This window comes from Lentzea sp. NBC_00516, assembly GCF_036346835.1.
Taxonomy (GTDB): Bacteria; Actinomycetota; Actinomycetes; order Mycobacteriales; family Pseudonocardiaceae; genus Lentzea; species Lentzea sokolovensis.
This window is the reverse complement of record NZ_CP107840.1, coordinates 4,716,435-4,741,232: the sequence shown is the minus strand read 5'-3', so window position 1 is coordinate 4,741,232 and position 24,798 is coordinate 4,716,435. Positions and strand designations below refer to the sequence as shown.

General features: G+C 67.7%; 20 protein-coding genes and 2 pseudogenes. 5 read left to right on the top strand and 17 right to left on the bottom strand.

Translation table 11 applies throughout. From position 1 onward, the window contains the following. The first annotated feature begins 4 nt into the window (after positions 1 to 4). A complete protein-coding gene (locus tag OG205_RS20520) occupies positions 5 to 472 on the top strand; it encodes an SUKH-3 domain-containing protein (RefSeq protein WP_330277849.1) in 468 nt (155 codons plus the stop codon). Between the two features lie 531 nt (positions 473 to 1,003). Here OG205_RS20520 and pssA read toward each other — a convergent pair. After that, positions 1,004 to 1,905, bottom strand: a pseudogene (gene pssA / locus OG205_RS20515) (CDP-diacylglycerol--serine O-phosphatidyltransferase). A gap of 720 nt (positions 1,906 to 2,625) precedes the next feature. Here pssA and OG205_RS46820 point away from each other — a divergent pair. Then, positions 2,626 to 2,712 (top strand): annotated as a pseudogene (locus tag OG205_RS46820) (transposase); the annotation flags it as partial. Positions 2,713 to 2,937: 225 nt separating this feature from the next. On the opposite strand, the gene OG205_RS20510 reads toward OG205_RS46820, so the two are convergent. After that, positions 2,938 to 3,981 carry a DUF2330 domain-containing protein gene (locus OG205_RS20510; RefSeq protein WP_330277847.1) on the bottom strand — a complete coding sequence of 348 codons (1,044 nt, stop codon included), beginning with the start codon at positions 3,979 to 3,981 and terminating at the stop codon, positions 2,938 to 2,940. A 271-nt stretch (positions 3,982 to 4,252) separates the two neighbouring features. Between OG205_RS20510 and OG205_RS20505 the strand changes: the two genes are divergently transcribed. Both OG205_RS20505 and OG205_RS20500 read left to right on the top strand, forming a co-directional pair. Next, positions 4,253 to 4,693, top strand: a complete 441-nt coding sequence (locus OG205_RS20505; RefSeq protein ID WP_330277846.1) for a hypothetical protein — start codon at positions 4,253 to 4,255, stop codon at positions 4,691 to 4,693. Further along, entirely contained in the window at positions 4,690 to 5,580 is an 891-nt protein-coding gene (locus tag OG205_RS20500) for a TIGR01777 family oxidoreductase (RefSeq protein WP_330277845.1), read from the top strand. The genes OG205_RS20505 and OG205_RS20500 overlap by 4 nt, the downstream gene beginning before the upstream one ends. Before the next feature lie 729 nt (positions 5,581 to 6,309). Here the strand turns inward: OG205_RS20500 and OG205_RS20495 are convergent. The 9 genes from OG205_RS20495 to OG205_RS20455 form a co-directional block, all read right to left on the bottom strand. Then, positions 6,310 to 7,119: a CHAP domain-containing protein gene (locus tag OG205_RS20495; RefSeq protein ID WP_330277844.1), complete on the bottom strand. Its 810-nt coding sequence runs from the start codon at positions 7,117 to 7,119 to the stop codon at positions 6,310 to 6,312. A 67-nt stretch (positions 7,120 to 7,186) separates the two neighbouring features. Further along, complete coding sequence (locus OG205_RS20490) at positions 7,187 to 8,071, bottom strand: peptidoglycan-binding domain-containing protein (protein WP_330277843.1); 885 nt, start codon at positions 8,069 to 8,071, stop codon at positions 7,187 to 7,189. 1,030 nt (positions 8,072 to 9,101) lie between these two features. Then, positions 9,102 to 9,806, bottom strand: coding sequence for an AAA family ATPase (locus OG205_RS20485; protein ID WP_330277842.1), 705 nt, complete (start codon positions 9,804 to 9,806; stop codon positions 9,102 to 9,104). A 23-nt stretch (positions 9,807 to 9,829) separates the two neighbouring features. Beyond that, positions 9,830 to 10,645, bottom strand: coding sequence for a hypothetical protein (locus OG205_RS20480; protein WP_330277841.1), 816 nt, complete (start codon positions 10,643 to 10,645; stop codon positions 9,830 to 9,832). Positions 10,646 to 10,660: 15 nt separating this feature from the next. Beyond that, the gene (locus tag OG205_RS20475) at positions 10,661 to 11,158 is read right to left on the bottom strand and encodes a hypothetical protein (protein ID WP_330277840.1); all 498 of its coding nucleotides are present in this window, start codon (positions 11,156 to 11,158) and stop codon (positions 10,661 to 10,663) included. Positions 11,159 to 11,163: 5 nt separating this feature from the next. Beyond that, on the bottom strand, positions 11,164 to 11,316 hold the full coding sequence (locus tag OG205_RS20470) for a hypothetical protein (protein WP_330277839.1): 153 nt from the start codon (positions 11,314 to 11,316) through the stop codon (positions 11,164 to 11,166). Between the two features lies 1 nt (position 11,317). After that, positions 11,318 to 13,036, bottom strand: a complete 1,719-nt coding sequence (locus tag OG205_RS20465; RefSeq protein ID WP_330277838.1) for a hypothetical protein — start codon at positions 13,034 to 13,036, stop codon at positions 11,318 to 11,320. A gap of 17 nt (positions 13,037 to 13,053) precedes the next feature. Then, positions 13,054 to 13,512: a hypothetical protein gene (locus tag OG205_RS20460; RefSeq protein WP_330277837.1), complete on the bottom strand. Its 459-nt coding sequence runs from the start codon at positions 13,510 to 13,512 to the stop codon at positions 13,054 to 13,056. Between the two features lie 125 nt (positions 13,513 to 13,637). Beyond that, entirely contained in the window at positions 13,638 to 14,216 is a 579-nt protein-coding gene (locus OG205_RS20455) for a hypothetical protein (protein ID WP_330277836.1), read from the bottom strand. Between the two features lie 230 nt (positions 14,217 to 14,446). On the opposite strand from OG205_RS20455, the gene OG205_RS20450 reads away from it, so the two are divergent. Further along, positions 14,447 to 15,151, top strand: coding sequence for a hypothetical protein (locus tag OG205_RS20450; RefSeq protein ID WP_330277835.1), 705 nt, complete (start codon positions 14,447 to 14,449; stop codon positions 15,149 to 15,151). A gap of 223 nt (positions 15,152 to 15,374) precedes the next feature. On the opposite strand, the gene OG205_RS20445 is transcribed toward OG205_RS20450, so the two are convergent. From OG205_RS20445 to OG205_RS20420, 6 genes are read right to left on the bottom strand one after another with little or no spacing between them, the layout of a single operon-like run. Then, on the bottom strand, positions 15,375 to 17,546 hold the full coding sequence (locus tag OG205_RS20445) for a CATRA conflict system CASPASE/TPR repeat-associated protein (RefSeq protein ID WP_330277834.1): 2,172 nt from the start codon (positions 17,544 to 17,546) through the stop codon (positions 15,375 to 15,377). After that, entirely contained in the window at positions 17,543 to 17,833 is a 291-nt protein-coding gene (locus OG205_RS20440; protein ID WP_330277833.1) for a CATRA system-associated protein, read from the bottom strand. Before OG205_RS20440 ends, OG205_RS20445 begins: the two co-directional genes overlap by 4 nt. Positions 17,834 to 17,858: 25 nt before the next feature. Further along, a complete protein-coding gene (locus OG205_RS20435; RefSeq protein WP_330277832.1) occupies positions 17,859 to 18,425 on the bottom strand; it encodes a hypothetical protein in 567 nt (188 codons plus the stop codon). Continuing rightward, the gene (locus OG205_RS20430) at positions 18,425 to 21,673 is read right to left on the bottom strand and encodes a CHAT domain-containing protein (protein ID WP_330277831.1); all 3,249 of its coding nucleotides are present in this window, start codon (positions 21,671 to 21,673) and stop codon (positions 18,425 to 18,427) included. Before OG205_RS20430 ends, OG205_RS20435 begins: the two co-directional genes overlap by 1 nt. After that, positions 21,673 to 22,464: a hypothetical protein gene (locus tag OG205_RS20425; RefSeq protein WP_330277830.1), complete on the bottom strand. Its 792-nt coding sequence runs from the start codon at positions 22,462 to 22,464 to the stop codon at positions 21,673 to 21,675. Before OG205_RS20425 ends, OG205_RS20430 begins: the two co-directional genes overlap by 1 nt. Before the next feature lie 50 nt (positions 22,465 to 22,514). After that, positions 22,515 to 24,791 carry an ATP-binding protein gene (locus OG205_RS20420; protein ID WP_330277829.1) on the bottom strand — a complete coding sequence of 759 codons (2,277 nt, stop codon included), beginning with the start codon at positions 24,789 to 24,791 and terminating at the stop codon, positions 22,515 to 22,517. Positions 24,792 to 24,798 lie beyond the last annotated feature (7 nt).

Here is a 24,798-nt window from a genome sequence, read left to right as displayed (position 1 = left end):
AGAAGTGCGTGACACGGAGCTGAAAGAGTTTCTCGTCTCGTTCGGTTGGAATGAGGCTGAGGTGCGCGGCGAAGCGGGCGGCGCCGTAGTGGATCTAGAGCGCGTCGGCTTCGTCTCTCATCCGGAAGCGAGATCTTTCCTGGCTGCGTATTACGGCCTGAAGATCGACCATCCGCCGACCACGGTCATTGAAGGAAAGATGATCTCAAGTTGGACGAGCTTTGATCCGACTGCTGTGTGCACTGCCCGCGATGCGGACGTGGCTCGTCGATGCGCGGAGGTGGCTGATGCTGTTCTGTTCCCTGTCGGGGTGGACAGCTTTCATGTGACCTTGTACTCGGGAAACGACGGAAAGTTCTACGCGGGGTTTGACTCATCGGTCTACCAGTATGGGGAAGATCGAAATGAGATGTTCTCCATGATCAAGAACGGGGATCGTCCCATCCTTTTGGGTGAATGGCTGATGCAGTGAGATAGTGCTCGAGGCTTAGATGGCAAGTGGGGCCTTCGTCGATCGTGAAGTCGGCGAGGGCCCTGCTTCGTTTTCGGCTGCAGATTCGGGATGGGGCAGAAGCGTGTGACGCGCTGCACGGCTCTGGTGACGCTGGTCAGCATGGTGGTCCTGGAGATCAGGACCACCGCGAGGTCGCGGCGTGCTCCTGGAGCGGAGGGCGACGACTTCGTTGCTCGGATGTGGACGCTTGCCGACGGCGTCGACATTTTCGCATTTTCTGGGGAATTAGGTGCGAACGGCCTCGTGGCAAGGGTGCTTTCCAAGTGCTGGAGTGCGCTGGAAGTATCTCCGCCGGATGTGTACTTGGATCACCCGGCTTATGGCGCGGGACGAAGCTGCCATCACGGACTTCATCGATGTTGAGCGCGTTTGAGCGCGAGAAAGTTCGTGAGAGGGCTGAGAAGATGCCATGCGGCTAGTTCGAGAGTTCAGACGCCGAGGGTTGGCCACAACGATGGCGTTTGGCCCTCAGTCTGCTCCCGAGCACGGTCAGCGCTTCGGCTGGCGCCTCAAGCCCAGTCGCCGCCACGAGCGACGACGGCTGTTGGCCGAAGACGCACTCTCCCGCCGCGGTGGCAGCGGAGACGTCGCGCCGTGGCCGACGCACCGCGCGCACCAGCGACGCGGCCGCGCAAAGGCTGACGCAGGCCGAGACGGCGGGCAGCGACACCGTGCGCCCGCTTGATGGCCCGGCGATCAGCACCGGTGACGGTCCAGGCTTCCGGGTGCTTGGACAGCCACATGTACCGCCGCACCGAGTAGGGCAGGTGTGCCAGGTACACGACCATCGCGATGATCAGCGCTACCAACGGGTACGTGATGATCGCGGCCGCCAGCAGGCCGACGGCGACCAGCAACGGGGCCACCGCGCGCGGCGGCACCTTCACCGTCTTCACTGACAGGGTGGGGATTCGCGACACCAGGAGCATCGCCACCAGGACGGTCCACGCGCCCACGACGTAGGAGTTGTTCCACCAGCCGGCGGTGCGGACCTGCTCCTCGATGATCAGGGGCAGCAGCAACAACAATCCGCCTGCGGGAGCGGGGACGCCTACGAAGAACTCCTTCGCGAACGGCGGTTGTTCCTTCTCCAGCAACGTGTTGAAGCGGGCGAGGCGGACCACCATGCAGACCGCGAAGATCAGTGCGATGACCCAGCCGGCGCGGTTGCCCTCGAACTTCCACAGGTAGATCGCGAGGGCCGGCGCCACGCCGAACGAGATGGCGTCGGCTAGCGAGTCCAGCTCCGCGCCCATCTTCGACGTCGCGTCCAGCATGCGGGCGATGCGGCCGTCCAGGCCGTCGAAGACGGCGGCTGCCGCGATCGAGGCGATGGCCGCGCCCCACATGCCGACGTTCGCGAAGTGCACCGCGGACAGGCCCGAGCACATGGCCAGGACGGTGATCGCGTTCGGCAGCAGGCGGACGAAGAGTCGCTGGAGCCATCGGTTCTTGCTGCTTCAAGACTGTGGCGCCCTATCGGATGAGACCTGCAGATAGACGGTTTCGGCAACGGCCTGCTGGACTTCTTCGTGCGGCGTCGCAGGTGGAGCGAAGTCGTATGAACCTCAGGCACGAAGGAGTGGATCTTGGGCGGCTGCGTAAAAGGCAGCAACGCACTTGAGTTGCATCAAGTGCGCCGAATTGCGTCCAACGCGCCTGTTTTCGCAGGTCAGCGGCCTGTGAACCCGTATCTGGGGGATAAGTGCGCTCAACTGCGCTCAACGTCTTGTTTCTGTGGCTCGTAGGTTGTGAACGCCCTCATAGATAGCGCCATGCGGCCGGGCTCCGCGTAAGGGGAGAACCTTGGCGTCCCAGCGGTCGTGTTCTGGCACGGCGGCCCCCGCCTGGCCAGGCGGGGGCCGCCGCCGACGAAGACCACCCCGCTGTGCAGGGAGAATCTGGTCGGTGAGTGACCGCTCGGACATGCTGGAACGACCTCAGCCTGCGCAGAAAGAAGCACCCCGCCGGCCGTGCATGGCCTCAACAACTGCGGACTGTGGCGCACCCGGATCCTCGGCGGGCTCAGGAACGCGATCTCCTCGAACATGCTCTCAGTCGGGGCAGCCTGGCCGATTACGCAGACACGATGACTTTCCGAGCGGCACAGGATCGCCTGGCGACAGCTGCCCCACGGCTTCCCGCCCGCGAAGACCATCTACGACATCTTCCGCCGCTGGGCGAAAGTCGATGTGTGGCAACAGGTTCACGACGCACTGCGTGACCTGGTCCGCCTTCACGACGGACGGGATCCACTACCCACCAACGCGATCGTGGATTCCCACACAGCGCGCGGCGGCGACACCGTTCCCACCGCGAGCACCGGTTACGACGCGGGCAAGAAGACCAAGGGCCGCCACGACGCCAAGTTCCGGCGTAGTGCGCGCCCGCGCCCTTCGGTCACCCGTGAGCTACCAGGGCCCTCACTGGCGTTGTCGACGCCGCCGCACCAGGATGACCGTCCCGGCCGCGAGCCCGACCAGCACTACGCCGCCCAGCACCACCAGTGTCACCTCGGTGGTGGACGGGCCTCGGACGTACCGCGTCTGGACCACCACCGCCCGGTACGTCTCGTCCTCGGCCGCCTGGGTGAGGTGGATGTCGTCGGTGACTTTCGCCGGGTCGACCCGCGCTTCGTAGCGGGTCAGGAACCGACGCTCGGTCACCAGCTTCGCCAGCTCCGGATGCTTGTCGAGTTCGTCGGGCGTCAGCCAGTCGGCGAAGGTCAGGTCGGGCTCGCTGTCGCCGGGGGTGGGGTCGGTGACGTCCGTCTTGTGGTCGGCGAGCACGTACAGCCGCAGCGGTTGGCTGCGCTTGGCGGCGGCCGACAACCGCATCGGGTAGACCGGCTCGTCGGTGGCGAAGCTGATCCGCATCGGCGGCAACCCGTCGGCGAAGGTCTCTTTTGCCGCCTCCGGCCGCAGGTGCACCGCGATGACCAGCCAGCCCTCGGCCAGGTACGGGCCGAGGTGCGTGGCGAGGTCAGGGGGCAGGGTGAAGTCCTTGGCGGTGAGCCAGTCGCTGACCGCGCGGTTGTCGGTGCCGGTCAGTTGGGCCAGCTCGTAGGGCCCGACCTCGACGTGGTCGACGACCGTGACCTCGCCGCCTGGCGCCTCGACGCCACCGGCTCCGTTGCCGTCGATCCTCTTCTCGCGGTACTCGACCCTGGGCCGGCTCACCTCGTCCAGGTCGGTGAACAATGCAGCGTCGGCGATGGCGAACTCGGCCCGGCTCGGTACCGGCATGAGGAACGCCACCGAGTCCGACGTGGTGTCGGCGGTGATGTTCACCGTGACGTGCTCGGTCGGGCCATCCAGCTCGACCAGCGCGGTCTCCCGCACCGGCGTCAGGTTGTCGGCGATCGCCGCTCCGCACGCACAGGCGTTCGCCACGCCCGGCCCAACCAGCACCGCCCCGAGCAGGGTGAGCACGGTGAGCAGCCAGCGTGCCAGCACGAAAAGTCGCATGGTTGCTCAGAGTGCACCAACACTCTTGCGGTTCACGCCGTGACCAATCCGTTGTGACAGTCAGGCGGCGAGGTCGAGTGCGTCGGGGAGGTGGGCGCGCACACGTTGTCCCTGGCGACCCTCTTTGCGCATCGTGACCCGACACCGATCCCAGGTTCGGAACTCTGGGAGCCACCCAACCATCGAGTGAACTGCCCGGAGCAGGCACACGGGCCCGTGATGTCTCACGTGCGTGTCGTTGTTATGGTCGCGGAGGCGAGGGGTGGGCGGGATGGTCGTGATCGTCCAGCTGGTGTACCTGGTGTTGACGACACTGTGGCTGGGGTCGATGGTCTACAGCCTGGTCGTGGTGCAGCCCAGGGTCGCCAGGTTCTTCCGGGATGACGAGCAGCGCGAGGAGTTCCTCGTCGTCCTGGCCAACGGCAACCGGTGGCCGGTCGTCGCGCTCGTCGTCGGGCTGCTGTTCAGCGGGGGTGGCGTCGCGATCGCCGGCTCCGGGGCGGTGTCCGTCGGCTTCACCCTGGCCGTGGGGCTCGACGTGGTCGCGGCGGGGATCTTCGTCGACGTCTCGTGGCGGCACTGGCCGGCCAGGATCTTCGCGCTGCCTGAGGAAATTCCCGGCTTCCGCCGTCGGCTGACCGTGCGTGCGGCTACCATGACTGTTCTTGTCGGAGTGTCCTATGTGGTCGCTTTGGCAGTGAGTCTGCGATGAGGATCGTGATCGCGGGTTCGAGCGGTCTGATCGGGACCGCGCTGCGCCGGTCGTATGCCGCGGACGGGCATACCGTGATCCGGTTGGTTCGCAGGGAACCCACCGCCGCCGACGAACGACGCTGGGACCCCACTGCTTCACCGGATTCCGGATTGCTGGCCGGCGCCGACATCGTGGTCAACCTCGCCGGAGCCGGGCTCGGCGAGCGGCGGTGGACGCGCGCGTACCAAGACGTACTGCGGCGCAGCCGGATCGACACCGCGCACGCGCTCGCCGTGCTGACCGCGCAGGCCGACCCGCAACCCCGGATCCTGCTCTCGGCGTCGGGAATGCGTTACTACGGCGTGGATCGCGGTGAACTCGAGCTGACCGAGATCGCCGACTCGGCCCGGTCCGGTTTCCTGCCAGACCTCACCCGGGAATGGGAACGGGCCACCGAACCGGCCACGATTCCGGTGTGCCATCTGCGTATGGGTCTCGTGCTCGCCCGCGAAGGTGGGTTACTTCCCCAGTTGCTGCCGTTGTTCCGCAAGGGACTCGGTGGCCGGTTGGGTTCCGGCCGCGAGTACTGGAGCTATGTCGGCCTCACCGATGCCGTGCGCGCCATCCGGTTCCTCGCCGAATTGCCCGGTGCGCGAGGCCCGTACAACATCACCACGCCGAACCCGGTTCGCAGCATCGAGTTCACCCGCACCCTGGCCAGGGTGGTCGGCCGGCCCGCCGTGCTGCGCGTACCCACCTGGACCATGCGGCTGGCACTGGGCAAGGTCGCCCCCGAGGTGCTCGGCAGCCTGCGCGTGCTTCCGGCCCGTCTGACCGAGGGCGGGTTCCGGTTCACGCAGCCGGAGCTGAAACAGGTACTGCACCACGAACTCGTGCGGCGCTGAGTCACAGTCCGACGTGGAAGCCGGGGTTGGTGAACAACACCGCGACCGCGACCGGCGTCGATCGCTCAGGCACACCGGTGTCGCACCACAACGGGCGGCTGACCAACAGTGGCGACTTGGCGCGTTCACAAGGCCCGATCCATTCAGCGGATCTTGAGCAGCCGCACAACGAGCGCGAGCGCACTTGACCGTTCGTCAAGTACATCCAACTGCGTTGAGCGTCTTGTTTCTGCAGGTCAACGGGCTGTGAACGCGTGTCTGGGGGTCGAAGGGTCGCAGGTTAAATCCTGTCGTCCCGACGGTCTGGAAAGGCCCTCTGATCGTGACATAACGCCTGATCAGAGAGTCTTTTGCATGTCGCCGTTTTGATCACGCTCGTGATCTTGCTGGGGACCATTTGGGGACCTGAGTGACTAATTGAGCGACAACGGTCTAACCCGCCAGCGGGAAATGTCGTTCATCATGATGGCCGCATGCTGCATCCCGGGCACGATCTGATGGCGGTACACCGTCTCCGTGACCGTCGTGCTGCTGTGCCCGACCAGCGGGCGATGTCCTCGATCTTCACGCCGGACGCTGACAGCACCGAAACGAAGCTGTGCTTCATCTCCTGCGGCGTCCACTCCTTGGCGTTCAGCCTGGAGGCCTGGGCGTCTCGGGCTGCGTGGTAACCGGCGAACTCGAGGTGCCGTTAGGACTACCGGCACCTCGAGGGTGATCACTGGCCGGTCAGAAGTGGAGCATCCACTGGAAGTCGGCCTGGGCGTTGCTCACGTGGACGTTTTTGCGGGTGCCGTAGGCGAGTGGGTTGTTCCAGTTGTATTCCTCGACGTCGAACGAGCCGTCGGAGTGGACCGCGTTGACGTAGGCGACGTGGCCGACCCTGTGAACGTCGTTGACGGCGATGGCGCCGACCTTCGGGGTTTTGTTGACCGTGACGCCGCCGACGCGGCGGGCGGCGTCGTCCCAGGTGCCGGCGTTGCCCCAGGTGGTTCCGCCGTAGGAGTTGCTGAAGCTGGGGACGCCGAGCCTGCTGGCGACCCGGTAGGCCGCGAAGGCGGTGCAGTTGTTCTGGGCGAACCCGCGGGGACGGCCGTCGTAGTCGTTGGTGGGGCTTTGTGAACCGCCGCCGCCCCCGGTGAGGAACTTGTGGCTGGCGTTGTTGTTCTTCAGTGTGGCGTTGAGATTGCCGGCCGCGCCGGGTGCGAAGTCCTGGCTCGCTCCGCCGTAGCCGCTGTTGAAGTAGACCCGCACCGTGTGGCTGGTGCGGTTCCGCACTGATGCGGCGTTGTTCTTCACGCACACGCCTTTGCCGGCGCCGGCGCCCTTGAACTCGTAGCAGGACGGCTGAGTGGCGCCGAGATCGCTGATCGAGCCGGTGAAGTCGGAGAGCGAGCCGGCCTGGTTGCTGTTGTAGTAGTAACAGAACTCTCCGCTGTCGCAGTCGCCGTCCCTGCTCGCGGCGGACGCGGGCGAGGCGGTGGCGGCCATGAGGGGCGCGACCAGGGCCAGTGCGGCCCCGGCGACGGCGAGCGTCATGCGTGCGATTTTCACGGGTTTCCCTTTGGTGAAGTGTCAGTGATCCGGGTGGTGTCTGGGCTTCTGATCAGTTCGCGCGCTGGTAGTCCTCCCACGTCCGGATCGGGATGCGGGGGCCGTCGTCCGGGCGGTGGTTGGCGAGGCCGTTGAAGCCGAGGTAGTAGTCACCGACCTGGTTCTGGGCCTGGGTGGCCTGGTCGGTGTCGTTGATCGCCACGGCGTGGATGTGCCACGGCCAGTCGCCCTGGGACGGGCTGCGGACCCAGGCGGCGAAGCCGACCTGGCGCAGCGCACGGGCGATGGCGGTGCGGGTGGCGGCGGACATGCCGTCGACGTTGATGTCCACGACGCCGCCGCCGTCGTGGGTGCCGGCGGAGGTCGGGTCGCCGCCGGGGTTGTAGGAGCCCTGGTCCAGCACGAGGCGACGCCCCAGCAGACGTTCGGTCTCGGTGAGCATCGCCTGGGTACGGGTGTTGACGACGTACCCGTCACGCTGAACCTTCGAGCCTGGTTTGATCACGTGGGAGACGGTGAACCGGCTCTGCCCGAGCGTGGCCAGCGAACTCGGGCCGGGCAGCCCGTTCGCGGCCAGTCCGGTGTATCCGAGCGAACGCTGGTAGGCCGCGTACGCCTTGATGGTCGTGGTTCCGAAGTAGCCGTCGACCCACTGGGCGTCCAGCAGATTGCGTGCCTGGAGTGCCCGCTCGACGGCCAGCACGGAGTCCTTGGCGCCTGGGGTCAGCGTGTCGTCGGCGCGCCGGGGATCGATCTGGGCGGCCAGGACGGTGGCCTCCATGTTGACGACGGGCAGCGCGGCGGCGGTTTCGGCCGGGGACGGCAGCGCCCGCGGGGCTGCGGCTGAAGCCTGAGTCGCGCTCAACGTCAGGCAGCCCAGGACAGCGAAGGTCGCCAGTGCCGTAATGGCGCCCTGGGTCTTCATCTTCGTCTTCATGCGGTGGTTTCTTTCCGTTCGGTCAAAGCCTGGCCACGGCCTCGGTCCAGCGCCGGGAATCGTGTGCGTGCGGCTTGTCGTGGAAGTGCATTTCCTACGGCCAGCGGGTCAACTGCAGAGGTCGGCCAATGCGGTGGCGTCCTCGGAGGTGGACAGGGTGGAGGCCTGCGCGGTTCCTGCGGCGCCTACGAGGACCGGCAGAGTGACAGCCACGGCAGTGACCATTTTGGACATGGTTGTTCCCTTTGTTCTGGCAGCGGGACAGCGTGTGCGCAGTGCCCTTGGGCAAGGCTCCGACATGGCGCTGACAAAGCTCTGACACGGCGACGAGCAGAGGCTGTTCCTGCTGCTGGCAAGAGGCGACGGGCCCTGTTCTCCCCCTGCCGTTGCGCTACATCCCTGCCCGCAATGGGCCGCCCTGGTGTCCCTGGCTGCCGGGCACCTTGAGTCCTGACAGCGTGTGCTGTTGGGCGAGAGGATGTCGTCTCGTCCGACGAGGTATCCGGCGTTGTTCCGCCAGGATGCGCTTGCATGCGACATTGCGGTCGTGGGTGCGGGATGCGCGGCGGGCGAAGGACCGGAGCAGGTGGCGCAGGCCGAGCAGGCCCTGGAGACTGCGGCGATGCGCAAGCGCCCGGCAGAACTGGAGAAGGAGATTCTCCGCAAAGCGCTGTCTGTTTGCGCACGAGATGGATCGATGATCTACCGCTACCGGTTCATGTCCGAGCACCGCGCCATCTGTGGAGTCAGCGGTTGTGCCGATCCTCGGGCTCCGGCGGCAGGGATTCTACGAGTGGCTCGCCGCCGAGGCCGACCGTGACGGCCGGGCTGGGCGTGACGAAGGTCGGAGCATTGCCGCTCTGACACTGGATCTGGTCGCGGGCCGGGCCATGGCCTCTTCTTCACGTGTTCGCCCGCCTGTTGAAAGGCGGCCCACCGGCGCGCGACGGTTCGTGGCGTCGGAGTTCTCCAGGAATCGGCGTGCGAAAGGCTTAGAGCGATGCGTCGACGGCTGCACCCGCGGGGTATGTCAGCCGAGCACAACCCTGCGGGCCGCAGCCGGCTGATCGGCCGTGGCACGGGTCCGGCCAGACGCCGGGATCGCCCGGTCTCGCAGCTGCCTGATCTCCTCGACCTTCTCCGGCGCCGACCGCAGCAGTGGGATGACGTTGCGGAAACAGCTCAGGTAGTAGTCCTCACCGACGTTGTGGTCGCCGATCCGGATCGCTTCGTGGCAGATCTCGGTCACCGCCGACTGGATGTCGGAGCCGGCGAACCCGTCGCTGATCCGCACCAACTCGTCAACGAGGTGAGGCTCGACCGGCGTCCGCAGGTACTTGCGCAGGTAGATCGAGATGATCTCGCGCCGTTCGTCGGGCTCGGGCAGGTCGACGAAGAACATGTCGTCGAACCGGCCGCTGCGCAGCAGTTCCTGTGGCAGTGAGCGGACGTCGTTCGCAGTGGCGACCACGAACACTCTCGCGCGCGATTCCTGCAGCCAGTAGAGGAACTGACCCACCAGGCGGGTGGTGACGCCGGTGGAGTCAGTGCCGGAACCGGCAAGCCCCTTCTCGATCTCGTCGATCCAGAGCACGCACGGAGCCACGGTGTCCGCGGTCGCGAGGGCTTCGCGCAGGCGTTTCTCCGACTGGCCGACGTACGCGCCCAGCACCGAGCCCATGTCCAGGCGGTAGAGGGGGAGTTGCCAGTCTGAGGCGATCGTCTTGGCGGACAAGGACTTGCCGCAGCCGGGTACGCCTACGAGCAGGACGCCGCGCGGGGCTCGGATCCCCGGTCGCGCAGGTCCATGGTGAGCAGGTCGCGTTTGCGGTCCAGCCAGTGGCGGAGGCCGCTGAGGCCGCCTACTTCGTACTCGCCGGGGCGCAGTTCCACGCGTTCGATGCCGGAGAGTTCGCTGAAGATGGAGTCCTTGGCGCGGCTCAGTTCTACGAGGTCGGCCTTGGTGATCTCCTTCTTCACAACGAAGGTGGCGAGGATGTTCTGGGCCTCGGTCTTGGTGACTCCCGCGAGGATCGACGCGGCCTGCTCGTAGTCGGCCGGGTTCCACTCGATGCGGATGTCGGTGGTGTACGGGCGGAGGAACTCCCTGATCGTTTGGTGCATCTCGTCGAAGTCGGGGAGGTCGAGCCGCACCGACATGCCCATGCGCTGCAACGTGCTCCACACCGGGTCGGACGTGATGATCACGATGCAGCCACCGTGTTCCTCGGCGAGCGTGGCCAGGTCGGCGAACCGCCGCGACACGTCGTTGTCGTCGGAGAGGTGCTGTACGTCGGTGAAGACGATCGTGAGGTTCGACCTCGACTGGAACCACTCACCGGCGAGGTCGAGCGCGCCCAGCAGCGACTTGTCATCGCTGATCACGCTTCTGGTGCGCAGGTCGCGCAGGCCCTGGCTCAGGGTGTGTACCAGGACGTCGAGCTGCTTCTCGCGGGCCAGCTCGCCGAGCGCGTCCAGCACGCGGGTGCGCTCGACGGTGCGGATGGAGACGAACGGGATCCGGGCGAGCAGATACGACTCGACGCGGGCTTTGGTCTCCGCTCCGTTGGGCATGTGGTTCTCCGATGCTCAGATGATCACTCGCCGGCCAGGGCTCTGCCCGCCCGGCGCAGGGAGAGGGGGCGGTGCGGTCGTCAGCCGGTTGTCGCGCACCACCGCCTGCAACGCGATCGGCGCGTGCCGGACCGAGTCCTCAAGGCTGCGCTGCGAGGACCGCAAGGTCTCGTCGAGCGCGGAGGTGAGTTCTTCGCGCAGCGCCGGTGTCATGGCGGGGGACGCGCAGAACTTGCGCAACGGCGCGAGCCGGGTGCGGGCACTCGCCAAGATCGCAGCCAGGGCGTGCACCGGATCGCCGGTCAGGGTGCCGAGGTCGCGCTGGAACGTGTCCGCCCAGCGGCGTTGCCGTTGGGCGAACGCCTCGGCGATGTGTCGCATCAGGCGCTCCTGCACGTGCGGCCCCATCTGTTCGCCGATCGGTGCGAGGTGCTCGGCGGGCAGGTCGATGCCTTTGGCGAACGCGTCGAGCCACGCGCGCCAGTCCGCGTACGGTCCGGGAGCGTGCCGCATCGGGGTTACCGCCTGCGGTGGCGGTCGAGGAACTCCACGGGAGGCATGAGGTCCCACGTGGGCAACTCCAGGGCCATGTCCCGTTCGGTGACACCGTGGCGTGGCGTGACCGCCGGTTGTGGCACGCGCTGGTCCCGAGTGTGGGCTGGACCGGGCATGTCAGGCTCCTCGCAGCTGGTCGGGTGCGGTGGCGACGAAGGCGGTGGCGGTGAGCCCTTCAGCGAAGGCGCGCAGCGAGCCCGCTTTCGCGATCTCCTGCTGCCACTCGCCACGCAGGTCGACGAGTTCGGCGATCGCCCCGCGCAGCCGCACCACGGCGGCGACGCGGCGCTGGTCGCCCTTGCGGCGGATCTCCGCGCGGCGGGCGGGCAGCGCCCTGAGGTCGAAGGCGGCCCACGCGCCCAGCGCTGCCGCCACGAGCAACAAGAACAACGCGAACCCGCTGGCGCCACCGACCGCCGAGAGCAACGCCACCAGCAGTGCCAGGCCGCCGAAGATCGAGGCGGCCTGCGCCGCACCGCTCATCCGCACCTCGCTGACGGCCTTCTCCGTCTCCCGGTCGATGTGCTCGGACAGCGAGCCGACCAACTTCTGCTCGTCGGTGTTGCCGTCGACCCAGCCGGTCCAGCCCTCGGCGCGCAGTTCGACGCGGGACGGCATCGCGGCGATGTTGTCCGCCTCGAGCCTTCCCGCACCCTGCGTCAGCCAGTCGCGCGCCAGCGCCAGCGTGAACCGCTGGGTGCCGGCGGAGGCTCCGGCGCGGTCGCCGTGCAGGGCGGCGTTGCTGAGCAACGTCAGGAAGTCGACCGCCTGCTCGTGCAACGGGTCCTCGGCAGCCATCTTCCGCTTGGCCACGTCGTGGTCGCCGTCCGCGTCCACGACGGCCTGCAGCCAAGCCTCCCGCTTGCGGTACGGGGCTTCCTCGGCGTCGAAGTCGCGCACCAGGTTGTCGAGGATGTTGTCCACCCGCTCGTGGAGATCCTGGCTCTGCGGGATGGGCCCCTCGAACGTCGCGCGCAGCATCTCCTCCGCCGCGCCGTGCACGGTCGCGCCTTCGAGCAGGTCCTTGAGCTGCGGCCACGTCGGGCTGATCACGGGCAGCAGCTCGTAGCACGCGTCGGCCGGGCGGCGCATCGTGTCGATCATCTTCGCCCAGCGCTCGACCTGTCTGTCCACAGTGTCCTGATCCTGGCTCAGCCGTCCGTACCACTCGGACATCTGCTCCAGCAGCATCGGTTTCGCCTCGCGTCCGAACGCGCCGGTCGACACGGCGTCCAGCACGACGACGAACTCCCGGGAGAGCTTCGTCGGGTCCTGTCGCGCCGCGTACTGCCGCACCCAGGCGGCTGTTGCCCGGTCGCGCTGGTGCCGGCGCAGCACGAGCGCGAAGAACAGCGACGCCTTGTCGTTGTCCCTGCGCAGTGCCTCGCCGATCGCTTTCGTCGCGAGTTCCGGCTCGTCCCTGATCCAGGCGGCGACCGCGATCAGCGCGGGCGCGAGCCAGTAGCCCGGCGTGCGCAGCATCAGCTCCTCGGACAGGTCGCGGATGGCGCCCTGCGAGACGATGCCCGCGTCGAGCGCCTGCAACGTGCCGGTGGCGAGCTCGCGCACGTCGGCGAACTTCCCGAACCTGTCGTTCAGCTCGCCGCGCACCTCCAGGATCTGGACCTGGGCCAGTTGGAGGTTCTGCCGCAGCTCGTCGCGCCGGACGTACTCGACGAACTGCGCCTTGAGGCCCAGGAGCTCCTGCTGGGTGGTGTCCTGGTTGCGCTGCACGGTCGACATGGCGTTGTGCAGGACGACCTGCTGGTCGCCGAGCGCCTGCTGGTTCCGCGTCACCTGGTTCAGCGTGTTGACGACCTTGGAGAGGTCTGTCACGGATACATTGGTCGTGTTCACCGGTCACTCTCCAGCAGAACGGTCGAGCCGTCGGGACGGACGCACATCAGACGGTCCGGGTAGACCTCGATGGCGAGGTAGCGTTCGGACTCCGCGAGGGATCGCGCGCGATCCATGCCGTGCGGCAACGGTTCTCCGGCGCGGTAGTGCGAGATGATCGAGCCGTCCAACGCGAGCGTGTGCACTTCGTACGGCGCGCCGAGGTAACAGCGCGAGACGATGCCGAGCGGTGTCGTGCAGAACTTCTCGGCGAACTCCTTGTGCACGGAGCCGACGAGTTCGTCGACGTCGGCCGTGCTGAGCTTGCCGGAGCCGTCGAGTGCCTGCAGTGAGCGCAGATAACGCGCCGACCTGCGCTCGGAGAGCACCTTCGTCCGCGCCGATGCGTTCGACCTGGTCGTCCGCCCGGTCCAGGTCGTGGGCTCGGACCTGTTGTTCATCAGTGGCCTCGGCACGCCACCAGCTCCCTCATGTCCATCGAGGACGTCACGCGTTCGATGCCGGTCTCATCGAACGCAGCTCAAAAACCATTACGCCGTGCGGAACTTCCGTCGAACAGTCACTCGACCGGAGCAACCGTTCACCGCGAGAACACCAGCAGCCAGGCCACCGTGAGCGCAGCTCCGGCCCACAGGACGACGTTCAGCACCTCGGCGCCGCGCAAGATCCGTTGGGGTAGCGGCAACCTGGGTCGCGAAGCCTGTCCACCGTCCGTGACCAGCTCTCGGACCAGCACTGATCCCGTCCTGTCGACCCGGCCGTACACCTCGACGCCGGTACCCTCCAACGGGAGGCCGTGTGTCATCGAACCCCTGACGCGGCAAGGGTGTTCCGCGCCGGTCGCGTCCGTGACCCAGAAAGGGTGCACGTCGACCTTGTCCGGCTTCGGCGTCCAGCGGCGCAGAGCGCACGCCGCCGCCGTGACCACAAAGGTGGCCACAAACGCCTTGGCCAGCAAGGACATCCCGCCGAGTACAGGGCTGAACGCGACCTCGGCGACGGTCAGCGCGACACATCCCCACACTGCGACGGTCAGGCTGGTTCTTCTCACGAAGGGTTCCTGACGGACGGTGCCGATCCGGGTGACGGTGCCGACCGCCACCCGGCCCGGCACGCGCTGGTCCGTCAGATCTCCTGCTGCGGGACGGTTGTCGGTCATCGTGCTCTCCTCGTCATGCGAGAAACATCGCGCGATGCGGTGGCGATTGTTTCTGGTGGATGAGGTCTCGGGAAGGACGGACCGGCATGGAAGACGCCGCGAACACCGATTTGACAAGGAAAAACACGGAACCGCCGCGAGCTTCGCTGTGGGGTCCGGCACCGGTGAGGGGCACGCCGCCACCTGTCTCGCCGGCGGTGCCGATCTACGAGGATCCGCCTGCGGAGGTCGTGAGTGAGTTCATCTCGCCACCTGCGCCGCGGAAGTCCATGGAGGGCAAGGCGATCATCGCGGCCGTGGTCGCGTCGTTCGTAGCCGTGACCGCCGTGGTGGCCGTCAGTTTCGTGCGCGGTGACGAGAAATCTTCGACCGGGCAGAACGTTGGTGCCGCGCCAGTCCCCGTGACATCGAATAGATTGGGCCCCGTCACCACGACCACGACGGTGCCCCAACGGAAGTACACGACCACTCGACCGTCCACTTCGGTGTCCAGTGTCGCATCGACTCCGACGGGATACCGCGCGGTGACCGGTCCGAACGGCATCTTCGTCTCGATCCCGCAGACCTGGACGGTCGCCGCGGGCAGCCAGACGACCAACCACCAGGCGGACGATCCTGCCACGCCGGGCGCGCTCGTCCGGTACGGCGCGAGCGCGTCCGAGGTCCGGCCGCTCTACCACGCGGTCGCCGCCAACGAGTCCGGGGTGAAGACCGGCTACCAGCGGATCAAGCTGGCCACCGTCTCGTCCAGCGCTGAGGTGGTGGAGTGGGAGTTCCTGTACACGGCGGAAGGTGTGCAACGGCATGCGTTCGCGCGCTACTGGCGGCGGGCGGGTCTCGACTACATCGTCTACGGCGCTTCCAACGCCGCCGACTGGAGCCAGATGCAACAGGTCGTCGACCTCGTTCTGCGCACGGCCGGTCCCATCGCCTGACCGTCCTGTGAGGTCTGTTCTCATCGGCCCAGCGGCGTGAACCCGGCCCAGCGCTCTGAACTCCTGCGGCATTTCCTCAGGCAGCACGCGGCCGGGGCCGAGCATCCACAGCTGCGCCTGGCGCAACGCCTTTGCTGTCGACAGCCCTTCGTTGAGGTGGCGGTAGAATGCGGCAGGCTGCCTCACGTTCAGGAGGCCCCGGGCGGCCGCATGTCGCGGCGTGTCAAGGGTTCGGTTCGAAGCGGAGATCCAGCACCGTCGCGGCTGCTGTCGCCCAGGTCCGGTGTGTGGCCATCTCGGCTTGAACGGCTCGTGCGGTGTCGAAGGCGGCCACCCGGTTGCCCATGATCGTGTTGATCATCGAGCCCCACCGCTCAACGTCCACCTCGTCGCGGTCCACCACCGGCACCACGACGCGATCCGCGAGCTCTCTGGGCAGGACCTCGTGCAGGAGCATGCCCAGGCCGCTGTCGGCGCTCACCAGCAGTGGGGTGCCCGCCGTGATGGCCTCTGCGCCCACCAGCCCAAACCCTTCGGCGCGGGACGGCATCAGCACGAGGCTCGCGCGGCGGAGGTCTTCGCCGATGTGCTCGGAGTTGGTGGTGTAGGGACGGACGACGACCTGGACCATGTGGTGGCCGGCCCAGTCGCACACCGCGACCTGCACCGGCTCGGATTCACCTGGCGCCGCGCCGCGCACCAGCAGTTCCCACTTCTCCTGCGCGGATGAGAGCTCCCTGGCGCGGCCGAGTGCCTTGGCCGCGAGGTCGAGGCCCTTGATTCTCGCGTCGTCGATCCGGCCCATCACGAGGATCTGCGGATCGCCGTCGAGCGGTAGGCGAGACCTGTCGACCCCGCGGTCGAAACCGGGATCGATGCGGTGGACCGGCGGTGTCGTGCCGTTGAGTGCGGACAGATCGCGCACCGCCCATCTTGCGAGCTTCGGTCCGACGGGCAGCACTCTGGCTGCGTGCCGGGCGAGGTCCAACTCGGCGCGGGTGCGTTCGTCCGCGCGGCTGCCGGCGTCGGTGGCCCGGTCCTGCTTGAACCATTCGAGCTGATCGGGTGCCATGTGGAGCAGGTGCAGCCGCGCGGAGCCGGGGAAGTGGTCCTCCGCCTGGCACTTGGCCATGGGGCCGGTGATGCGGCCGTGCCCGATCACGATGTCAGGCGGGGTGCCGCCGGGCAGCACGGGTTTGCGCATCAACCTCTCGCGAACGGTGCTGCCGGGCAGATCAGGCGTGACCACCAAGACGACACCGGCTTCGGCGGCGTCGTCACGTTCCTCGCCGGACGCGGTGGGCAGCAGGCACATCACCTCGGCGCCGGCCTGGGCGACGGCGATGCACAGACGGCGGTTGAACACGCTGAGCCCGCCCTGGCTCGAGAACCACTCGTCGGCCACGGCGAGCACTCGGACCGGCCTGTCTCGAGGAGCCTCCACGGCCGCGGAGGGCGCCGTGCCGGGGCTCAGCGCGCCGTCCAGGAACGTGTCCAGGTAGACGATGGCGTCGTCGAGCCGCTGCCGGAACCACGCCGCGAGCTCCCGGTCGTCGGCCAGCGGATCCGCCGCATCGATGTCGGTGTGGTCGTGCGCCAGCGCGGATCTCGCGTTGGTCGTGGCGATGTCGACTGTGTGGCGCATCGCTTTGGCAGCGCTCACCGCTCGCGTCAACGCCGCGACGTCGCCGTAGTGGTTGCCGCACAGCTCGGCGATGTCCTGGAATGCCGACCAGACCCGCAGCTCGTAACGGATCTTGGCCACGTGCATGAGGTACCGCGCGAGACGCGGCATCTCCGGACGTCCGTCGTGCGACCACGTCCAGCTGCCGAGCGTCCAGTCGTCCTGAGGAACCGAGAGCGCGACGAACCGCCGGTGCGACCGTTCGTCGTCCAGCGGACCCAGCTCCCACAGGGCGAGTGAGCCGGCGAGGGAACTGTCGCGCCAGTCGGACGAACCGGCCCACGCGGGCAGGGCCGGACGTGCGAACGGCTCCTCGCTGTTGCCGATGAGGAAGAGCGCTGATCCGAGCAGAGGCTGGTCGTCCGCTGGTGTGAACAACGTGGGATCGGTGTGCTCCCAACGTCCTGTCGCTCCGGTGACCATGATGGACAGCGCCAGGACGTCGTGCTCGATGCGCAGGATCAGCTGGGCGGTCCGGTCGGGGCGCTGCGCCGCCGCCACCAGTGCTGATCCCGTGACGGCAGGCCGGGGGAGTGTCTGCGGGATGCGGGTCGGCAGACTGGTCGACGGAATCGGCGCTGTGGCGCCGAAAGCCTGCTGACATTCTGTCCACCTCTCCCGCACGAGGTCGTCCGCGGCGGAGACAGACCCGTCGAGCGGCGCGAAGAAGTGCGCGACCACAGCCTGGTTCGTCACGTCTGGTCGAGTCACCGCGATGGTCCGCTTCCCTGGTCGCCACCGAGCGCGTGCACCAACTGGTTCAGCCGGTCACGTACCGGTGGAGGTGGAGGTCCTGCAGGTTCCGATCCGATCGTGGGGATCCTGCGGGCCGCCATCTCCAGCTCGACGACCACCGCCAGCATCCCGTCGAGGTCGTTCGCGGCTCGTGCGCTCTCCATGCGGTGGAGCAGCGCGGTCACCTTCTGCCAGCGTTCCGCGCTCAGCCTCAGGTCGCTGACTTGGTTGAGCATCGAGAGAATCTCGTCTCGCGCGGACATGTCGGTTCTCCTTTCCGCTGGGCAGTCACCCGCTGCTGATGGCGAACAGCTTCATCTTGTCCTCGTCGGTGTTCTGAAACGGTTTCCCGCTCCACCTCTGGTTCGCGAACGAACAGTCGGCAGGGGTGCTCTGCACGTTGTTCTTCACCATGTTCAGCACCCAGTTGCTGATCTGCCCGACCGTCGGCGACTCCGGGTTCGCCCAGACGGCTTCGAACAGCGTGCCGTGGTTGAAGGTGTCGTAGAGCACCGCGCACATCGAACGGTCCTGGGTGATCGCGCTGTAGTACTTGCCGATCCGCAGGTTGCGGTTCAGATCGTTGACCCATTCGACCGTCGCGGTCACCTCCGGCGCGTCGACGGTGATCCCCGTCGAGATCTGCATGGTCCACAAACCTGGCTGCGCATTGGTCATGTCGACGTACGCGAGGGTCAGAGCGCCGCCGTGGTAGACGGTGAAGGCCTCGAAGTTCGGCAGTACGCCGATCGGGTGGTCCCCGACGCAGCCGGGGTAGATCCGCTCGAGGAACTGCCTGCAGTAGTGCACAGATCTCGTGATCAGTTCGGTGAGCCGCGGGTCTGGTGCTGTCATCAGCGAGTCTCCTGAAGTCCACTGTGGATGAACGGGGCCCATGAGAAGAACGGTCGCGGGTACGCGAGCGCCGAGCGGCCGTCCCGCACGGCGCACATCGCGTGGTGCAGCGCCGCGGCCGAACCGCACCGCGGATCAGCCAGCAGAGCGCGGTAGAAGAGCACGGCGACCTCGCGGGCGGGGCGGTCGGGGACCGGCCACCTGGTGGAGATCACCGAGCGGAAACCGGCTTGCTGGAACGCACCGGCGACGTGGATCGGCTCGTCGGCGATGTCGAGCCGGCCGCGGCCGCTGTCGCACGCCGACAGGTAGGCGAGCTCACCGGTACCGCGTTGCAACTCGGCGACCTGGAGGCTGGTCAGCGGACCGGTGGTCACGTCGTCGTACGGGATCAGCAGCGCGCTGTCGGGACGGTTCTGGTCGAGCTCACCGTGCCCGGCGAAGTGCAGCCAGCTGTGCCGCGCGATCTCGTGGGACAGCCTTGCGTGCGTGACTTCCTGCTCCAGCAACAGGACTCCGGCGCCGACCTCGTGCGCGACGGCCTCGGCCTCGATGCCCGCGTTGGCGATAGTGGGCTTGATGCCGCTCTCCGTGGTGGAAAGCCCGACGGCGAGCACGTCCGGTGGCCCAGGTGGTGGTGCCGGCCTGCCCAGCCCATCGACCAGCATGCGGATGGTAGGCGTGTAGGAGGAGATGACGTGGTCCATCGTCGACTGGCCGACCACGCGCTCGCCGTCCCACGCCCCCGGTCTGGCGCGGTACCACCCGGCGGCGTGCAGGGGCAGGCTGTGAACGAAACCCGTGGGGCACCACCAGAGCCGGGCGAGCCGGCCGTCGTGTGCAGGGAGCCCGAGTGCGTTCAGCACCGGTTGCACCGCGCCTCGCCACAGCCAGGTCATGACGGCGTGGGCGGTGCGCAGATCGCCGTCGTCGTTCTCGAGACACCGCAGGAACAACGAGGTCTGCCGCACCACCGCGTCGAAGCTCAAGCCCGGCAACGGCACCACGCGTACGGCACCGCGCCCCACCAGGATCGCGTCCGACCCGGCCCTCGCGACGTTGATCACCACGACCTGGCGGTCGCCGAGCATCGACACCAGTTCGGAGCACGGCGGCGGCAGGAGGAACCGGCCGAGGCCGCCACCGAGGGCACGGATCTCGCGCAGCACGTCGTCCTGGCGCCGCTGCACCTGGAGGCGGTGCTCGACGTCGAGCGCGGGACCGAGGTGGCCATCGAAGGCCGTGGTGCTCAGACACGCGAGCTCGGCCATCACAGCGGTGTACTCGTCGGCGAGGCCTGGTTCGGTGCGGCGCAGGCAGGTCACTGCCACACGTTCGAGATGGGGGTGTTCGACCAGGACCGCTCTGCCCTGTTCGAGCAGCTCCACGGCGAGTTCCTGGCGACCGGCGCGGATGGCGCACGCAGCGGCTTCCGAAGCTACCGCGAACACCTTCGGCAGCTGGCTCACCCGGTCGGCTCGTCGCCACGTGGCCGGACCCAGCTCGGTGAAGAGCCCAATCGCCGTGCGGTAGTGCTCGGCGGCCGAATCCCAGTTGCCCTCGACGGCATCCACACGGGCGAGGCTCGTGGCCTTCCGGATGCGCACGATCGGCGCCGTGACCTCGGAGTCCGCGGTCGCCTGCCACAGCCCCCGCAACTCGGCGGCCATCACTTCGTCGTCCTGCGCCTCGCCCAGTCGGTGCGAGAGGATCTCGCCCAACTGGCTCTCGAACACGGTCCTGGCCCTGTCGTTGCGCTGGGTGCTCGCGAGCAATGCCCGCATGAGCTGCTCCGGACGGTCGAGAACGGAGAGCGGCGCACCGCCTTCTGCCTTCTCAAGAGCAACGGAGACGAGGGTGTTCACGAGCAGGTCGTAGCCGCGGCCGGCCGAGGTCAGCCGGCTGAACGCCTCTTCGACGATCTGTTCCGCCTCGTCGAGGAGCCGATGTTCTCGCTTGGCGCGGTACACGTTGAGCAGTCCGACCGCGTAGTTGTTGACCAGGACGGGCGCCAGCGCGCCCCGGCCGAACGCGGAACCCAGGGCTGTCCGGAGGTGCCGCAGACCTTCATCGCGGTCTGTGGTGGCGGCTTTCTGGTCGAACTGGATGTCCGCGCGGTCGGTGAGGTATCCGCCCAGCGTGCTCAGCACGGCCGGTCTGAACGAGTCCGAGTCCGGTAGTGAGCCGGCGCCCCTGCGCAGCACGTCGATGGCGGAATTGAGCGCATGAGGTGCGCCGGTGAGCTCGTACCTCTGATGCAGCGAAGTCGCCAGTTCGTGCAGGGCACCGCCGAAGTCGACGGACTCGGGGGTGATCGAGCCGAGCGCCTCCTGGCACAGTTCGACGGCCGAGTCGACCAGAGCGATGTCACCAGAGCGACCGAACTGGAGGCGCCGCACGTTGCCCAGCCCGATCAGCGCCGCCGGACGGACCCGATGACGCGCCGGCAGCATCGCCAGGGAGGCCTCGAAGGCGCGTTGTGCCTGATCGAGCGCCGCTGCTTCCGAGGTCTCGGAGTAGAGCTCGACGAGTGCGTTGCCCCAGCTGTTCAGATTGATCGCGCGGTGTTCGACGGACCCCTCATTGCATCCCGCGGCGACTGCCGCGACCTCAGCAGCCTCCTGCAGCAGAGCGAGGTCGCCGGAGATCTGGTGCTTGAGGTGGAGCGCGTCACTCAGCTCGGCTTGCGCCACCGCGAGTGCGATCGGCTCGACGGTCGATGCCTTGACCGCCAGCCGGCACAAGATCAGGCGTTCGTCCAAATAGGATGGAAAGCCGGTCAGGTCGTACCGGTGTCGCAGCACCGTCGACAGCCCGGCGAGAGCTGCCTGGCAGTCCGGGAGCAGTCCGAGGCAGCGGCGGTACGCGGTCTCGGCGGTGTCGAGGTCGGCGACCTGCTTGCTGGCCTCGAACCGGTCCATCGTCGCGCAGGCGAGGTTGATCAGCGCGACGAGCAGAACGAACTCGGTGATGCCTGGGCACGCCGCCGCCTGTTCGCCGGCCTGCACGGACAGGTCGAGGAGCTCGACCTGTCCGCTGTTGACTGCCAGGTCCCGCAGGACGCGGCTGAGCACGCTCAGCCGTTCCGACCGGTAGTGGGCTCCGGGAGCCATCCGTGCGATCTCCCGTTCGAGCAGATCGCGGGCCTGGTGCAGCGCCTCGACGTCGTTGGTGTGGCGTGAGTGGATCAGCAGGCGTTCGGCCTGGGTCACCACAGGGTCCTCGTGCGTGTACGCGGCAGGGATCATCAGTCCTCGTCGTCCCACCGGGGGATCTCGTCGCCGCACTCCCACAGGAAGCTGTCCGGCCCGGTCATGAGCTCGTGGAAGCGGGCGATCATGCGGCGCAACGGTTCGTGGCAGACGGGGTTCCAGTGCCAGAGGAAGTCGATCATCTGGTCGGGCATTCTGAGCAGCGTCTCCCCGTCCTGGCCGCGATCCACCATGAACTGGTCGTGGAACTGGGCACGAGCGCGCTCGTCGTTCGCCTGCTTGAAGAACGCGAGCGCACCGCTCGCCGCGACCGCCCTCCTGGTCCTGTCGACGAGTTCGACGACGTTCTCCGCGGTTTCGGGTTTACCGGTGTCGCGCAGGATTCCGAGGTAGAAGTCGGGGAACAGGTCAGGGATGTCGCGTTCACCGGGTGGCGCTCCGACGAGGTAGCCGTCCACCGCGCGGCAGAGGCGGTCTGCTTCCTCCTTGTGCAGGAAGGTGGTGACGTAGAGGCCGCATCCCTCGTACGACACGAAGTAGTTGCCGTTGGGACGGACGACGAGTTCTGTGCCGCGGATGCGGGAGGCGCTCGCCTCGTTGATGACCTCGCCGCGCTTGAGCTGGAAGACGCGTGTCGTGGTCACGACGGTGACACCGGAGTTCCACGTGACATCCACTCCGACCGCGACGAGACGTTCGTCGGCGCCGAGGTTGTTCAGCAGGGATTCCTGTTCACGGGCCAGTTTCCGGCGCGCGTACCTGTCGTCGTTCACGAGTGCGATCAGGACGGCTGGCATGAGATCGGGAGTCGGACTGAAGAGACTCATGTGTCCTCCGGGGCGGCGTGTTTGAAACTTCGCCGGTCCGGCATCGGGTGTTACTCCGAATCTCTTTCTCTCCCAAGTGGAATCAGCTTCGTGCGGACGAGTTCCGCATCGGGGTGCCACAGCGACTCGAGGATGGCGAGCGCTTCTTCGCGCAGCGTGCGGGACGTGTTCCCGGCACCGGTGAGAGCGTGCAGATCGGCGAGCCGGTCGAGCGCGTAGGCCTCCCAGTAGCGGTCGCCGAGGCTGCGGTCGATGTCGAGCGAGCGCGTGTACGCCGCGATCGCGAGCTGGTGACGGCCCAGCTCTTGTGTGGAGGCACCGATGTGGGTCAGCACGTCCGCCACGCCTTCGGCGTGCCCGAGTCTGGAGTAGAGCGACAACGCCCGAGTCCCGTGCAGCAGAGCGTCGCGGTGCTCGCCCAGCGCGGACAGCTGAGCCGCTACCGACGTGTGACCGTCCGCTTTCGCCAGCAGGTCCGGCGCCCGCTGGGCGAGCCTCAGCGCGAGCCGCGCGTGTTCGAGCGCGCGGGCGTGCTCGCCTGCCGATTCCCGTGCTCGCGCCAGGGACAGGTGGGTCTGCCGGCTGCCGTCGTCGTGGCCGAGCGAGTGGAACTCCGCCAGCGCGGTGTGCAGCAGGTCGAGGGCGTTGTCGTGCTCACCCAGGCGTGCTGTCGCGTCGGCGAGCAACCGGAGGATCGTCGCGTGCGCGAAGTGGTCGCCGGCTCGCCGAGCGGCGGCGAGTGCGATCCGGTGCACGGCCACGCGGTCCTCCCGCCGTCCGGTGCGGCGCAGGAACACCGTGCAGGCCCAAGCCAACCGCCACGCGTGCGCCTCGAACCCGTGGTGACCGGCGTAGCTGATCAGCGCGCGCAACGACGCGAACTCGGCGCTGAACCACGCCAGCGCCTGGTCGTAACTGGTGATCGCGGGCTGCGACCAGTGGTGGAACACCGGTGGGATGTAACCGGTCCAGCAGGGCTGCAGGTATCTGTTCGCCAGCAGTGCGGTGTCGAGGTAGTGGTCAAGCAGGCGACCTGTGGCCGCGCGCCTCTCGTTCTCGTGCTGTGCAGCGAGATCGGCGGCGTAGGCGTGCAACAGATCGTGGAACTCGAAACGTCCGACCGTGCGCTCTGCTACGAGGTGGGCGCCGGTGAGCCAGGTGAGCTCAGCGCGTGGGGGCTGCCGTTCGTCGGTGAGTGCGGCGCACGCGTGCAGCCCGATGCCGGTGCCAGGATGGTTGCCCAGCAAGCGGAACAGCTTCGCGGCGGCGTCCGGAAGGCGCGCGTAGGACCATTCGAACACCGCGCGCAGGTCGAGGCCGGGGTCCTGTGTGCTCAACGCGGCCAGCCCTTCGTGCCGCAGCTCGTCGGCGAGCATCGACAGCGCGGCGTCGGGGACGGCGGTCGCGCGGGCGGCGACGATCGCGAGTGCGAGCGGCAGCCTGCCGCAGAGGTCGACCAGTTCACTCGCGGCGCCGAGCTCGGCCGGCACGCGTTCGCCGATGCGATCTCCGAGTAGCGCCAGCGCGTCTTTCGCGGGCAGGGCACCGACGGTGACCCGGTGCGCGCCATGCCTGGCGACCAGCGCGTCCATCCGGTCGCGGCTCGTGATGATCACGATGCTGCCAGTGGTACCGGGCAACAGCGGCGTGACCTGCTCGGCCGACGCGGCGTTGTCGAGCAGGATCAGCAACCTGCGGTCCGCGACCAGCGTGCGGAACCGGGCCTCGCGGGCCTCGAGATCGGCGGGGATCGCGGTGGGGTGCATGCCGAGATCCTGCAGGAACCGGTGCAGCACCTGGGCCGGGTCTGCGGGCGGGGTGAGGGCGAACCCGCGCAGGTCCGCGTGCAGCCGGCCGTCGGGGAACCTGTCCACGACGTTGTGCGCCCACCGCAGCGCGAGGGTCGTCTTGCCCGCGCCCGCTGTGCCGTCGATGATCGCGACCGGTGCGCCGGCCTGAGCGAGGACGTCCAGGTCACGCAGTTGCTCCGCGCGCCCGATGAACCCGGCCGCGACCGCGGGGAGCTGGTGAGGTACCGGCGTCGCCGGGACATCGCGACGCTGCAACTGCCGTTCCAGGTCGGCGGCGTCACGCAACGTCGCCAGGTGCGCGAGCTCAGAACCCGGTGCGCCGATCGCGGTCAGCAGCGCGTCGAGGACGTCACTCGGCGGCAGACTTGTCCCGTTGAGGTAGCCGTAGACCGACGACTTCGAAACGCTCGTGTCACGGGCCAACGCCTTGCGGTCCAGACGCTTTCCCAGGCGGCGTTCGGCGCGCAGCACGGCGGCCTTCAGCTCCGCGACGAAGCGGTCCGTCTCGCGCGGCACGGCGCTC